General features: G+C 69.2%; 12 protein-coding genes. 9 read left to right on the top strand and 3 right to left on the bottom strand.

Annotated features, from left to right (window positions below):
* Position 1: 1 nt before the first annotated feature.
* The 6 genes from ACW18C_RS16555 (at position 2) to ACW18C_RS16530 (ending at position 5,477) form a co-directional block, all read left to right on the top strand.
* Positions 2 to 499, top strand: coding sequence for a Fur family transcriptional regulator (locus ACW18C_RS16555; RefSeq protein WP_008259871.1), 498 nt, complete (start codon positions 2 to 4; stop codon positions 497 to 499).
* 77 nt (positions 500 to 576) lie between these two features.
* Positions 577 to 1,962, top strand: coding sequence for a tRNA (N6-isopentenyl adenosine(37)-C2)-methylthiotransferase MiaB (gene miaB, locus ACW18C_RS16550; RefSeq protein WP_492074050.1), 1,386 nt, complete (start codon positions 577 to 579; stop codon positions 1,960 to 1,962).
* Positions 1,962 to 2,948: a PhoH family protein gene (locus ACW18C_RS16545; RefSeq protein ID WP_008264329.1), complete on the top strand. Its 987-nt coding sequence runs from the start codon at positions 1,962 to 1,964 to the stop codon at positions 2,946 to 2,948. Before miaB ends, ACW18C_RS16545 begins: the two co-directional genes overlap by 1 nt.
* A complete protein-coding gene (gene ybeY / locus ACW18C_RS16540) occupies positions 2,945 to 3,409 on the top strand; it encodes an rRNA maturation RNase YbeY (RefSeq protein ID WP_492072062.1) in 465 nt (154 codons plus the stop codon). Before ACW18C_RS16545 ends, ybeY begins: the two co-directional genes overlap by 4 nt.
* A 2-nt stretch (positions 3,410 to 3,411) precedes the next feature.
* Entirely contained in the window at positions 3,412 to 5,043 is a 1,632-nt protein-coding gene (gene lnt, locus ACW18C_RS16535) for an apolipoprotein N-acyltransferase (RefSeq protein WP_492072060.1), read from the top strand.
* 20 nt (positions 5,044 to 5,063) lie between these two features.
* Positions 5,064 to 5,477, top strand: coding sequence for a helix-turn-helix domain-containing protein (locus tag ACW18C_RS16530; protein ID WP_035310355.1), 414 nt, complete (start codon positions 5,064 to 5,066; stop codon positions 5,475 to 5,477).
* Positions 5,478 to 5,483: 6 nt separating this feature from the next.
* Here ACW18C_RS16530 and greA read toward each other — a convergent pair whose 3' ends face one another.
* Positions 5,484 to 5,963, bottom strand: a complete 480-nt coding sequence (gene greA, locus ACW18C_RS16525) for a transcription elongation factor GreA (protein ID WP_492072058.1) — start codon at positions 5,961 to 5,963, stop codon at positions 5,484 to 5,486.
* Positions 5,964 to 6,026: 63 nt separating this feature from the next.
* On the opposite strand from greA, the gene ACW18C_RS16520 reads away from it, so the two are divergent.
* Positions 6,027 to 7,241 carry a BaiN/RdsA family NAD(P)/FAD-dependent oxidoreductase gene (locus ACW18C_RS16520; RefSeq protein WP_492072057.1) on the top strand — a complete coding sequence of 405 codons (1,215 nt, stop codon included), beginning with the start codon at positions 6,027 to 6,029 and terminating at the stop codon, positions 7,239 to 7,241.
* A 38-nt stretch (positions 7,242 to 7,279) separates the two neighbouring features.
* Positions 7,280 to 8,929 carry a M28 family metallopeptidase gene (locus tag ACW18C_RS16515; RefSeq protein WP_492072055.1) on the top strand — a complete coding sequence of 550 codons (1,650 nt, stop codon included), beginning with the start codon at positions 7,280 to 7,282 and terminating at the stop codon, positions 8,927 to 8,929.
* Here the strand turns inward: ACW18C_RS16515 and ACW18C_RS16510 are convergent.
* On the bottom strand, positions 8,926 to 11,274 hold the full coding sequence (locus ACW18C_RS16510) for a sensor histidine kinase (RefSeq protein WP_154726226.1): 2,349 nt from the start codon (positions 11,272 to 11,274) through the stop codon (positions 8,926 to 8,928). The genes ACW18C_RS16515 and ACW18C_RS16510 overlap by 4 nt on opposite strands.
* A 127-nt stretch (positions 11,275 to 11,401) precedes the next feature.
* Here ACW18C_RS16510 and ACW18C_RS16505 point away from each other — a divergent pair, with 127 nt between their 5' ends.
* Positions 11,402 to 11,812, top strand: a complete 411-nt coding sequence (locus ACW18C_RS16505; protein WP_008263498.1) for a metallopeptidase family protein — start codon at positions 11,402 to 11,404, stop codon at positions 11,810 to 11,812.
* 4 nt (positions 11,813 to 11,816) lie between these two features.
* On the opposite strand, the gene ACW18C_RS16500 is transcribed toward ACW18C_RS16505, so the two are convergent.
* Entirely contained in the window at positions 11,817 to 12,512 is a 696-nt protein-coding gene (locus ACW18C_RS16500) for a MarC family protein (RefSeq protein WP_035310495.1), read from the bottom strand.
* Positions 12,513 to 12,589: the final 77 nt, after the last annotated feature.

The raw sequence follows: 12,589 nt of genomic DNA, 5'->3' as shown, positions 1-12,589 counted from the left end.
TATGGACCGGATCGAAAAACTCTGCGCCGACCGCGGCATGCGTATGACCGAACAGCGTCGGGTGATCGCCCGGGTGCTGTCCTCGGCGGAAGATCACCCGGATGTGGAGGAGCTGTATCGCCGCGCCTCCTCCATCGATCCGCACATCTCGATCGCCACCGTCTATCGCACCGTGCGCCTGTTCGAAGAGGCGGGCGTGGTCGAGAAGCACGACTTTGGGGACGGACGCAGCCGCTATGAGGAGGCGGGCGACGATCACCATGATCACTTGATCGACACCAAGACGGGCGAGGTGATCGAGTTCTTCGACGCCGAGATCGAGAAGCTGAAGACCGAGATCGCCGACCGGCTGGGCTTCGAACTGATCGGTCACAAGCTGGAACTGTACGGCGTGCCGATCGAGGGCGCTGAACCGTCCAAGCGCGAGGGGCTGATCTTCAAGCGCCATGCAGCCCGCGTAAACCCCGCCGATCTGCCCGCAGACGTGGATGCGGGCTGAGCCTCGGTCTTGTCGTCGCCTGTCCGGGCGATCATAAGCCCGGCATGACCGAAATCCGGGTTCAAGAAGCCGAAGCGATGCTGGAGGCGCCGTCAAAGCGCCTGTTCATCAAGACCTACGGCTGTCAGATGAACGTCTATGATTCAGAGCGCATGGCCGACGTCCTGCGCCCTCTGGGCTATGCCGCCACCGACGATGTCCGGGCCGCCGATTTCGTCATCCTGAACACCTGCCACATCCGCGAGAAGGCGGCGGAGAAGATCTATTCCGAGCTGGGAAAGCTGCGCGAACTTCGCGACATCAAGCGCGAGACCGGCGGCGACCTGACCATCGCGGTCGCCGGCTGCGTCGCCCAGGCCGAGGGCGAAGAGATCATGAAGCGCCAGCCGGCGGTCGACATCGTCGTCGGCCCCCAGGCCTATCACCAGCTGCCCGAACTTCTGACCCGCACGGCGCGGGCGCGGGGCGAGCGGATCGGCGCCGACTTCGCCCCCGACGACAAGTTCGACGCCCTGCCGGCCGCGCGTCTGACCGAAGGCCCGACCGCCTTCCTGACGGTGCAGGAGGGCTGCGACAAGTTCTGCACCTTCTGCGTCGTGCCCTATACGCGCGGCGCCGAATGGTCGCGGCCCATGGTCTCGGTGCTGGAGGAGGCGCGGGCCCTGGCCGGCCGCGGCGTGCGCGAAGTCACCCTGCTGGGTCAGAACGTCAACGCCTATGACGGCGAACGGCCCGATGGCCGAAAGTCGAGCCTGGTCGAGCTGGCCTACGCCCTGGCCGAAATCCCCGGCCTGGACCGTATACGCTATACGACCAGCCATCCCAACGACATGTCGGACGACCTGATCGCGGCTCACGGCGATCTGGACGCCCTGATGCCCTATCTGCACCTGCCGGTGCAGGCGGGCTCCGACCGGATCCTGCGGCTGATGAACCGGAAACACGGGCGTCAGACCTATTTCGACCTGATCGACCGCATCCGCGCCGCGCGACCCGACATCGCCATGGCCGGAGACTTCATCGTCGGCTTCCCCGGCGAGACGGACCGCGAGTTCGAGGACACGCTCGATCTGGTGCGGCGGGTGAACTACGCCTCGGCCTTCGCCTTCATGTATTCACCCCGCCCCGGCACACCGGCCGCCGGCATGGGCAAACAGGTCGAGCCGGAGGTCGCCAAGGATCGGCTGCACCGTCTGATCGAACTGCTCACCGAACAGCAGATCGCCTTCAACGCCGCGCAGGCGGGCCGGACCCTGAATGTGCTGTTTGATCGCAAGGGCCGTCACGGCAGCCGTCGTCAAGCGGTCGGACGATCCCCATATCTTCAGTCGGTTCACGTCGATGACGCGGATCATCTGATCGGCCGGATCGTTCCGGTCGAAATCATCGCCGGCCAGCACAACAGCCTGACCGGTCGGCTTGTCGCCCCGGAAGCGGCGGCCCCAGCAGAAAAGGCCGCTTGATGGCGCGAGAATCCGAGTTCGTCCCCCTGAACGACGCCGAACTGCGCGCCGTCATCGGGCCGAACAGTCGTCACGTCGCCCTGATCGAGGACGCCTTCAAGGTGCTGGTCGAGGCGCCGGGCGGCGGGGTCTCGGTCAACGGCGGCACGCGCGACCGGTCCGACGCCCGCCAGGTGATCGAGGACTTGGCCAAGCGCGCGGCCCTGGGCGCCGAGGTGACGGAGGCCGATGTGCGCGCGGCCCTGGGCCAGGCGCGGGGCGGCAAGGGCACGCCGGGCATGGCGGCGGCGGGGGTGTCGCTTCCGGGCGGCAAGCGCGGCGCCATCGTGCCCAAGACCAAGGCCCAGGCCGCCTATCTGGACATGCTGGGCCGGTGCGAACTCAGTTTCGGCGTCGGCCCGGCCGGCACCGGCAAGACCTTCCTGGCCGCCGCCTATGGCGCCTCCCTGTTGCGGCGCGGCCAGGTGGACCGTCTGGTCATCACTCGGCCGGCGGTCGAGGCGGGCGAGAAACTGGGCTTCCTGCCCGGCGACCTCAACGAGAAGGTCGATCCCTATCTGGCCCCGATCTGGGAAGCCCTGAACGACATCCTCGGCGCCGAAGACGTGCAGCGCCGCCGCGACAAGGGCGAGATCGAGGCCGCCCCCATCGCCTTCATGCGCGGCCGCACCCTCAGCCACGCCTTCGTCATCGTCGATGAGGCGCAGAACACCTCGCGCCTGCAGATGAAGATGGTCCTGACCCGCCTGGGCGAGGGGGCGCGGATGGTGGTGACGGGCGATCCGTCGCAGATCGACCTGCTGAATCCCCGCGATTCCGGCCTGGCCCACGCCCTGCGCATACTGGACGGGGTCAAGGGCGTCGGCATCCTGAAGTTCGAGGCCTCGGACGTGGTGCGTCACGCCATGGTCGAGCGGATCGTGCGCGCCTATGACGCCGACGCCGCAAAAGGTCGCCCGACTCCGGACCTTGAAGACCCCGCATGATCGAGATCGAAGTCGAGGCCGAGGCCTGGACCGGCGCCCTGCCGGAAGCCGGGGCGGTGGTGACGAAGGCGGCCGAGGCCGCGCTTGGCGCCGTCGCGGGCGATGTGGTCGTACTTCTGACCGATGACGAGGCGGTGCGGGAACTGAACGCCCGGTTCCGTGACAAGGACCGGCCGACCAATGTCCTGTCTTTTCCTGCGCCCGAAAGCGCCGCCCCGCACCTGGGCGACATCGTCCTGGCCTACGGCGTCTGTGCATCCGAAGCCCAGGCCCAGGGCAAGACCCTGTCGGACCATCTGAGCCATCTGGTCGTCCACGGCGTCCTGCATCTTCTGGGGCGTGACCACGAGGACGATGCGGAGGCCGAGGAAATGGAGGCCGAGGAGCGCGAGATCCTGGCCGAACTGGGCGTCGCCGATCCCTATGCCGCCGAATCCGCTGACCTTGGGCAGGACGTTTGATCATGTTTCCCGACGCCGCCCTGGACCGGTTCGCCGCCCGTATCCGCGCCCTGCCCGAGCGGCGGCGCGCCCTGACCTGGCGGTTGATCCGCATCGGCCTGGCCCTGGTGGCCGGGGCGGGAACAGCCCTGGCCCATCCGCCGTTCGGCCTGCTGTTCGGCCTGTTGGGCTATCCGCTGCTGATGATCCTGTCCGAGCGGTCGGACACGACGCGCGGCGCCTTCTGGATGGGCTGGCTGGCGGGCTTCGCCTATTTCTTCATCGGCTGCTGGTGGGTGGCCGAGGCCTTTTTCGTCAATCCGGAACAGGCCTGGATGGCGCCCTTCGCCGCCAGCCTGCTGCCCGCCGGGATCGGCCTGTTCTGGGGGGCCGCCTGCGCCCTTTATCGCCGGTTCGCCCCCATCGGGGTGGTCCGGGTCCTGCTGTTCGCCGCCCTGTTCTGCGCCGCCGAATGGCTGCGCGGCCATGTCCTGACCGGCTTTCCCTGGAACCCGGCGGGCGCGACCTGGCGGGCGGGAGGCGGCATGTCGCAATTCGCCTCGGTCGTCGGCGTCTATGGACTGAGCCTCGTTACGGTTGCGGCCACCGCCGCTCTGGCCCCTCTGGTCGGCCCCGGCGCGGCGCGCAGCCGTCTGATCTCGGCAGGACTGGGCGTCCTGGCCCTGGTTTCGGTGGGCGTCTTCGGCGTCGTGCGGCTGGCGCAGGCCGATCTGCAGTTCACCGACACCCTGGTCCGCCTGGTCCAGGCCGATGTGAAACAGGAGACGAAATGGTCGCCCGAGGCCTATCGCTCCATCGTGGATCGCTATGTGGCCCTGACCGGCCAGCCCGGCGCCCGGGTTCCGGATGTGGTGGTCTGGCCCGAGGGCGCCCTGCCGGCTTCGGCCAACGAGGTTTTCGCCTCGACGGATGCGACGGCCATCGCCGACGCCCTGCGGCCGGGTCAGACCCTGTTGATGGGGCTGGCGCGCGGCGAGGCGGATCTGACGGCGCCGGGAGGCGGCCGCTACTACAACAGTCTGTTCGCCCTGGCCGATGAAGGCGGGCCCGGTCTTCGGATCGCCGCCGTCTATGACAAGCACCGGCTGGTCCCGTTCGGCGAATATCTGCCGCTGGGTTCGGTCATGACCGCCATCGGCCTGCGCAGCCTGGTGCATATGCCCAGTGATTTCACCGCCGGGCCGACCCCGGCGCCGATCCAGATTCCAGGCGCGCCGCCCGCTCAAATCCTGATCTGCTACGAAAGCCTCTATCCCGGCTTCACCCCCGGCGCGGCGGGTCGGCCGGACTGGATCGTCAACGCCTCCAACGACGCCTGGTTCGGGGCGACCTCGGGTCCCCGCCAGCATCTGAACCTGGCCAGCTATCGCGCCATCGAAACCGGACTGCCCATCGCCCGGGCTACGCCGACGGGAATTTCGGCCATGATCGACCCCTGGGGCCGGATCGTGGAGGGGCAGCGTCTGGACCCCGGCGTCATGGGGGTGATCGACGCCCTCCTGCCGCGCCCGACCGGCGTCACCCCCTATGGGCGACTGGGCGACCGGCCTTTTCTGGCGGCCCTGCTGGCCGCCGCGCTCGCCGGCTTGTGGCCGCTGATTCTAAGAACTAGGGTTCCTCGAATCGGTCAGTGATTTGAGTGGGCGGGGACGGCATGGCGCGTGAGAAGCTCGAGGAGCCGCATCCCGTTGATCGCCACGTCGGCCGCCGCGTTCAGGAAAAACGCCTGGATCTGGGACTGACCCAGACCGCTCTGGCCCGCGCGGTCGGCGTCAGCTTCCAGCAGGTCCAGAAGTACGAGAAGGGCGCCAACCGCGTCTCGGCCTCGAAGCTGTTCGAGATGGCCGAGTTCATGAAGGTGGACATCCCCTTCTTCTTCCAGGGTTTCCACGACGCCCAGCCGGGCGTGGGTGAAGAAGAGGCGCCCGGCTTCGACCACGAGCACAAGCCGACGAAACACAGTGTCGAGATCGCCCGCCTGGCCCCGCGCCTGCCGGCCCGGAACCAGAAGCTGATCCTGGACATGATGCGCGAAATGCTGGGCGAGGGCGCCGACAAGCCGGGCTGAGCCCGATCAGCCGACGGCGGTGATCTCCACCGACTGTCCCGCCACCACGGCTTCGTCCCCGACCCGCTTGCCCAGCAGGGCGCGGGCCAGCGGCGAGACATGGCTGACCGAGCCCTTGGCCGGATCCGCCTCGTCCTCGCCGACGATCCGCCAGGTCTGGGTCCGGCCGTCCTCGCGTTCGATGGAGACTGAACCGCCGAAGCGCACTCCGCCGTCGTCTGCGGTGGGCTCCTGCAGTTGGGCGGAGGCGCGGCGGGCGGACCAGTAGCGCAGGTCCCGCGTCGCGCGCGCCATGGCGGTGCGGTCGCTTTCGATCGAGCCCTTCACCTGGGCGGCGGTATAGGCGGCGCGGGCGGCGGCCAGTTCGGCTTCGATCAGGGCCAGGCCTTCGGGCGTGACCAGATTGGGGTGGGGTGAGATCGGCCGGTCCGCCAGGTCGGCGGCGGTGGCTTCCAGATCTTCTTCTCGGGTGAATGCAACGCTCATGGTTCGGAACATAGCGACCCGCGTCCCTATAGCCAGCGTCGCCGCGAGCGGGCAAAGCGGGGGATGACCCAATCCAAACCTCAAGTCCATGTCATCGGCGCCGGCCCCGCCGGTCTGATGGCGGCTGAACGCCTCGCCCAGGCGGGTCTGAGCGTCGTGGTTCACGAGCGGATGCCGTCCGGCGCGCGCAAATTCTTGATGGCCGGTCGCGGCGGACTGAATCTGACCCATTCGGAGCCGCTGGATCGGTTCCTGACCCGCTATGGCTCGGCCCAGGCGCCGGTCGCGCGCTGGATCGACGCCTTCACGCCCGCCGACCTCACCGCCTGGGTCGAGGGCTTGGGCCAGCCGACCTTCGTCGGGTCCAGCGGGCGGGTGTTTCCCCGCGCAATGAAGGCCTCGCCCCTTCTGCGGGCCTGGTTGGCGCGGCTGGAGGGTCTGGGCGTCGAGATCCGCACCCGGTCGCGTTGGGTCGGCTGGCGCGACGGGGCTCTGGTGTTCGAGACTCCGGACGGAGAGCGGCTGGAACGGTCGGACGCCGTGGTCCTGGCCCTGGGCGGAGCCAGCTGGCCGCGCCTGGGTTCGGACGGCGCCTGGAAGCCCTGGCTTGAGTCCGCCGGGGTCGCCGTCGCGCCCTTCCGCCCCGCCAATGTCGGCTTCGATTTCGCCTGGTCCTCCCTGTTCCGCGACCGGTTCGCCGGTCAGCCGCTGAAGGGCGTCGCTGTGACGCATGGGAGCAGGACAGCGCGCGGCGAGGCCATGATCGCCCGCTACGGCCTCGAAGGGGGCGCCGTCTACGCCCTGTCGGCCGTGCTGCGGGCGTCGGTAGAGGCGGACGGGCGGGCTGATGTCCAGATCGATCTGAAGCCTGATGTCGCGGTCGGCAAGCTGACCGACCGGCTGTCGAAACCCCGGGGCAAGGCCAGCCTGTCCAACCATCTGCGCAAGGTTGTGGGGCTGGAGCCGGTCGCCGTCGCCCTGCTGTATGAAGCCGGTCCCCTGCCTGTTTCCCCCCGAGCCCTGGCCGAACGGATCAAGGCCATGCCCCTGACCTTGACCGGCGTACAGGGTTTGGAGCGCGCGATCTCTTCCGCCGGCGGGGTGGCGCTGGACGGGGTGGACGAACGGCTGATGCTGACCGCCCGGCCGGGCGTTTTCGTCGCCGGCGAGATGCTGGACTGGGAGGCCCCGACCGGCGGCTATCTGCTCCAGGCCAGCTTCGCCTCGGGCGTCCAGGCGGCGCGCGGCCTTATGGCCTGGCTCGACAGGCGGGGCTGAGAGGGGCAGGGTCGAGGGCTCGCCGTTAGGAGTTCCCGATGCGCCACGCCCTGCCCGCCGTTTCCGCCCTCGCCCTGATGATGGCCTGTTCTTCGGCCCAGGCCGGTGACGCCGCCGCGCCCGACATCGACGCCGCCCGGATGAACGAGGCGGTGCGGGTGCTGGCCTCGGACGAATTCGAAGGTCGCGCCCCCGCGTCGCCGGGTGAGGAGAAGACCGTCGCCTGGCTGGTCGAACAATTCCGCGCCGCTGGCGCCGAGGGCGGCGGTCCGGACGGGTCCTTCGTCCAGGTCGCCCATCTGTCGCGCACGCGCCAGGACGGCCCCGCGACTATCGCCGCCCAGGTCGGCGGCCGCACGATCGCACTGGAGCGGGGGCCGGACGTCCTGGTCTCCAGCGACCGTCCCACCGACCATATCGCCGTGACCGACGCCCCCGTCGTCTTCGTCGGCTATGGCGCCACTGCGCCCGAGCGCCAGTGGGATGATTTCAAGGACGTGGACGTGCGCGGCAAGGTCATCATCGTCCTGGTCAATGATCCGGATTTCGAAGCCCCGGCGGGGGATCCGGTGGCCGGCAAGTTCGACGACAAGGCCATGACCTTCTACGGCCGCTGGACCTATAAATTCCTCGAGGCCGGCCGTCGCGGCGCGGCGGGCGTGCTGGTGGTGCATGAGACGGCCGGCGCCGGCTATGGCTGGTCGGTGCTGCAGAATTCATCGGCCGCGCCCAAGTTCGACATCGTCCGCGCCGACCCGAACGCCGAGCGCGCCCCCTTCCAGGGCTGGATCCAGCGGGCCAGGGCCGAGGAATTGTTCACCGCCGCGGGCCTGGACTTCGAAGCCTTGAAGGCGGGCGCCCGCAGCGCGGACTTCAAACCTGTCGTCCTGCCGGGGATGACGATGAGCGTCGATTTCGGACAGATCGCCGACCGGGTGGAGACCAGGAACGTCATCGCCCGCATACCCGGCTCCGAACGACCCAACGAGACCGTCATGTACGGCGCCCACTGGGACGGTTACGGCGTGGGCACGCCCGACGCCTCGGGCGACACGATCTATAATGCGGCCGTGGACAATGCGACCGGGGTGGCGGCCCTGCTGGAGCTGGCCCACGCCTTCGCGGACGCGCCGCGTCCGAAACGTTCGGTGGTCTTCGCCGCCTGGTCGGGCGAGGAGGCGGGCTTGCTGGGTTCGACCTATTACGCCGCCAATCCGGTCTGGCCGCTGGAGACGACCGTGGCCAACATCAATGTCGACAGTCTGCTGCCGGGAACCGAGATCGACCCCAATGTCGTCGTCATCGGCAAGGGCAAGAACCAGCTGGACGAGGTTCTGGCCCGCCATGCGACCGCGACCGGCCGCACGCTGATCGCCGATCCCGCGCCCCAGGCCGGCGCCTTCTATCGCTCGGACCACTTCCCCCTGGCCCTGAAGGGCGTGCCGGCCCTGTTCCCGGCCGCCGGTTTCACCGGCGCCAGCGCCGCCAGCCGCGACTATGTCCAGAACCGCTATCACCAGCCGTCGGACGCATGGGATGCGACCTGGCGCATGGACGCCGCCGCTGCGGACGTGGCCCTGATCTACGCCGTCGGCCGCGACCTGGCCGAGTCCGACGTCTGGCCCGAATGGAACCCCGGCGCCGAGTTCGGCCCTGCGCGGGATCAATCCAGGGCTCTGCGGCCCTAAGAGGCCGCCGTCTGGAAGGAGGGCACGACGAGCTGCAGCTCGGGCGCGGCGGCGCTGGTCGCGGCGCCCAGCGGCAGGTGCAGGATGAAGGCGGCGCCCTTGCCCGGCTCGCTCTCGACCTCGGCCCAGCCGCCGTGCAGCTCGACCAGGGCCTTGACCAGGGCCAGGCCGACGCCGGGGCCGCCGCGTTCGCGCCGCACGAACCGGTCGAAGACGTGGGCCTGCAGGTGATAGGGGATGCCGCGTCCCGAATCCGACACGGTCACCCGCATTTCCGACGGGCCCATCTCGGCCGACAGGGTCACGGCGCCGCCTTCGGACACGGCGCGGGCGGCGTTCTCCAGCAGGTGGTTCAGGGCCTGGCCGATACGGTGGTCGTCCGCGCGGATCGGCTTCAGACCAGGCGGGCAGGTCACGGTCAGGGTCGCGCCCCGGCCCTCGACCTTGGCGCGCACCCGTTCGGCGGCCTGCTCCAGCAGATCCTGAACGCGCACGTCGCCCAGCGACAGCTCCATCTCGCCGGCGTCGATCTGGGCCATGTCCAGGACGTCGTCGATGGATCGGGCCAACTGGCTGGCGGCGACGCGGATGGCGCCGGCGTGCTGGCGGCCGCGTTCCGGCAGGTCGCCCATGGTCTCCAGCAGCTCGGAATAGCCGACGATGGTCGTCAGCGGGGTGCGCAGCTCATAGGAGACGCTGCCGACGAACTCGCGTTTCAACGCCTGGCTCTCGGCCAGAGCCTGTTCCCGCTGAACCAGGGCCTGTTCCAGACCGCGCCGGGCCGTGATGTCCGAGAAGGCGACCAGGGTGGCGCCGTCGGGGAGGGGGCGCGTCTGCCAGGCCGCGATCCGGCCGTCGATGGTGCGGCCTTCGCCCGATATGGCGACCCGGCTTTCGGGATCGGGATCGGCGACGCGGGCCTTCAACCCCAGCCACAGGGCAGGATCGGGCAGGACGGCCTTGCACAGTTCGGCCAGGGCGTCGAAGTCGGTCGAGCCGGCGATCTGTTCCGCCGACAGTTTCCAGAAGGTCTCGAACGCCTCGTTGTGCAACCGCAGCCGTCCGTCCGAACCGAACACCGCGACGGCGTCGTTCAGCTTGTCCAGGGTCGCCGTCTGGACCTGAATCTGGGCGTTGAACCGGCTTCTCAGGTTCAGTTCGTCGGTGATGTCCGAGAAGATCAGCAATATGCCGCCCAGCGGATGGGGCTGGCGCACGACCCGCAGGGTGCGGCCGTCCGGAAGCGACCAGCTGTCGTCGGGCGAGGCCTGGGACGCGCCATAGAATTCCAGTTCGCGCGCCTTCCAGCCCGCATAGTCCATGACCTCGGGCAGGCGGCGGCGCTGACGCAGCCGGTCCAGCAGTTCGGCGTGGGTCGGGCGTTCATCCAGCCAGGCGGGGTCGATGTCGAACAGGGTCTGGAAGGCGGTGTTATGGAAGGCCAGCCGCTTGGACGGGCCGAAGATGGCCACGGCGTCAGCTAGATGGTTCAGCGTCTCGTCATGGGCGTCGACGTGGCGACGCAGGGTGTCGCGTGTCTCCTCCGCCTCGGTCACCTCGATGGCGAAGGCGGTGACGGCGCCGCCGCCGGCCGGTTCGGCGATGATGCGCCAGGCGCGGCGATGGCCGCCGCCGGTGGTCCAGCGGAAGCCCTCCTGGCGCACGCCCAGCCGCCCGGCTTCTGCGACCAGGGCGTCGGCGCCCCGGTCGAACGACAGGCCCTTGTTCCGCGCCGTCTCGACGCTGTCGGCGCCGATCTCGTGCAGCCAGACCCGGTTGGCCCAGGCCAGTTTGCCGGCGCCGTCCACCACCCAGGTCGGGATCGGCGAGGCGTCGCCCAGCAGGGCCAGGCCGCTCTCGGTCGCGTCGGCGCCGGTCAGCATGACGCGCGACGCTGGTGACAGTCTCAGCCAGGCGCCGCCGCCGGCCACCCGTCCCTCGATCCGCCAGGGTTCGACGTCGCCCAGTTCGATCAGACCTTCGAACGCCTTGCCGGCCGTCACCAGACCGTCGATCAGCACCACATAGGAGGTCTTCAGCCGGGTCAGCAGGGCGTGTCCCGCCGTATCGCCGCTGGCCTCGGTCAGGCGATCGATCAGTTCGGGCGGGCCGATGGGGGCGCCGCTGGCTTCGCCTTCGGGGGTCAGGGCCAGGCTGACGTCGTCGAAGGCGCGCAACATGCTGTCGTGGCGGCTGAGATCGGCGACGGCCGCCGCCCGCTCGCCCTCAGCCAGGGTCGTGGCGGCGTTCAGCCTGGCGCGCAGACGCAGAGCCCAGGCGCTGACCGCCAGGGCTAGCCCGGCTGCGCCCGCAGTGGCGACATAGGCGATGTCGGCCTCGGCCATTCTTGTCCCTGGGTCCCGCGACCTGATTCGGCGTTCACCATACCGCAAACCCGGCCAGAAAAAGTCAGTCTTCGTCGCGTCATCGCGCCCCGTTGCATGGCGGGCCCCAGACGGCGATAGCGGAGGCATGACCGACGCGACCGCCGATCTCTTCGCCCCCTCTCTCGACGATTTCGCCCGACTGGCGCGCGAGGCGTTCGACGCCCTGCCGGCCGAGTTCCGGGCGGCGGCGGGCGAGGTGGTGTTCCGCATCGACGATTTCGCCGACGAACAGACCCTGGCGGATCTGGAGATCGAGGATCCGTTCGAACTGACCGGCCTGTATCATGGCGTGGACATCGGCCGACGCGACAGCCTGGGACCGGCGGCGGAGCCGTCGCGGGTCTTCCTGTACCGCCGTCCGATCCTGGACGAATGGTGCGAGCGCGGCGACGTCGGCCTGGCCGAACTGATCGCCCACGTCCTGATCCACGAGATCGGCCACCATTTCGGCCTGTCCGACGACGACATCCACGCCATCGAGGACGACGCCGACTGAAGCCTTATTTTGTGGCCGGGTAGGGGGTCGTCACCGCCCCCGAGATCATGCCGGGGATGGCCTCGCCCAGACCCAGCAGGATGAACTGGATCGCCAGGGCGCACAGGATCAGGCCCAGGACGCGCACGATGATGGCCATGCCCACCTCGCCCAACAGGCGGCTGAGCGATCCGGTCATGGCGAAACAGACGAAGGAGACGGCGCAGGCGGCCGCGATGGCGACCAGCGACCCCATGGTTCCGGCATAACCCAGCTTGGCCGCCTCGCCCGCCTGGATGATGACCGCCGAAATGGCGCCGGGGCCGATCATCAACGGTATGGCGAAGGGCACGACCAGTCGCTGGAACCGGCGACGGGCGTAGCCGCGCACATCCTGGCTGTCGGCGATGGCGTCCTTGTCCGCGAACAGGGCCAGGAAGTCGCCGCGCGCCATGTCCAGGCCGAGGAGCAGCAGCAATATGCCCCCCGCGATCCGGAAGGCCGCCAGCGAAATGCCGAAGAACTGCAGCAGGCCCAGGCCGGTGAACAGGAAGAAGGCCAGGAAGACGGCGGCGAAGGTGCAGATCAGGGCCGAGACCGAAATCCGCTGGCGCAGCGTCGCCCCGGCCGTGGCGGCGGCGAAGATCGGCAGATTGCCGATGGGATCCAGCAGGGCGAACAGGGTCACGAACAGGTTGACACCCAGATCGACCGCGTTCATCGCCTCGCCTCGCTCTTGAAATTCAACACGCCGGCCGCGCCGACGCACCCCTTGCGTTCCCGCATAGCCGCTCAGCG

The sequence above is a fragment of the Brevundimonas sp. FV1ye7S genome (assembly GCF_058680995.1).
Note: the sequence above shows the minus strand (reverse complement) of the source record. Positions and strands in the feature narration are given on the sequence as shown.